Below are 783 nucleotides of genomic sequence, written 5' to 3'. Positions count from 1 at the left end.
ACGCAGTTCTCATTATGATCGGTCATCCACCGGTTCGAATCCGGTCACGCGAAACAGGCAAGTCAGAGAGACTGCGGCGAATTGATTCACCCCGCTCAAATTGCCTCAAAATGAGAGTGCCGCGCGCGCCACGCTGCCAGTACGCGGAAGATCAGCGCCGCCGCAACAAACCCGAAATTCCAAAGAGATTTTGTACAAAGTCAAGCTGAGGCCGAAACCGCGCAGAATGCCCCGGAGGCTCATCTCGATGTCGTGAAGTTTTCCCTGGATGAGCTTGCGTGCGGTCAGCAGCGCTCGCACCTCCTGGGCCGGAAGAGATTTGCAGTGGACCGGCCTGAACCAGCCAAGCCGCATTAACTGCGCAATACCCCGYGCGTCCTTCTTGTCGGTCTTCACGGGCATCGTCTTGAAGGCCGCCCGCACGTGGCGCGTCTCGATCAGTTCGACCGCCAGATCCGCCTTCGCCATTTCCGCGTAAAGCCATTGCGACAAGGGGCCAGCCTCAAGACCAATTCGTTCCATCGCCGCGCCCTGCTCGCCAAACCAGGCGATCAGCGCATCGGGTTCACTGTGGACCTTTGCCTCGCGCACGATGCGGCCATCCGCATCCACCACGCACACACTCGAGTATTCCAACGAGACATCGATTCCGGCATACTGCTTCATGGTCGTCTCTCCGTGATGCTATGGAGCAGGCCACTCCTGACTCCGCGACACCATCATTGTGAGGGACGACCACCAAGCCTTCAAACTCGCCTGGCTGGGATCCGCCCGTTACACCAT

At 59.0% G+C, this 783-nt stretch carries 1 pseudogene; it reads right to left on the bottom strand.

Annotated features, from left to right (window positions below):
- Positions 1–201 precede the first annotated feature (201 nt).
- Positions 202–666, bottom strand: a pseudogene (locus tag QDY28_RS30925) (IS110 family transposase); the annotation flags it as partial.
- Positions 667–783: the final 117 nt, after the last annotated feature.

The sequence above is a fragment of the Rhizobium sp. BR 362 genome (genome assembly GCF_036528765.1).
Classification (GTDB): domain Bacteria; phylum Pseudomonadota; class Alphaproteobacteria; order Rhizobiales; family Rhizobiaceae; genus Rhizobium.
The sequence above is the reverse complement of the archived record's forward strand: the minus strand, read 5'-3'. Positions and strand labels throughout refer to the sequence as shown.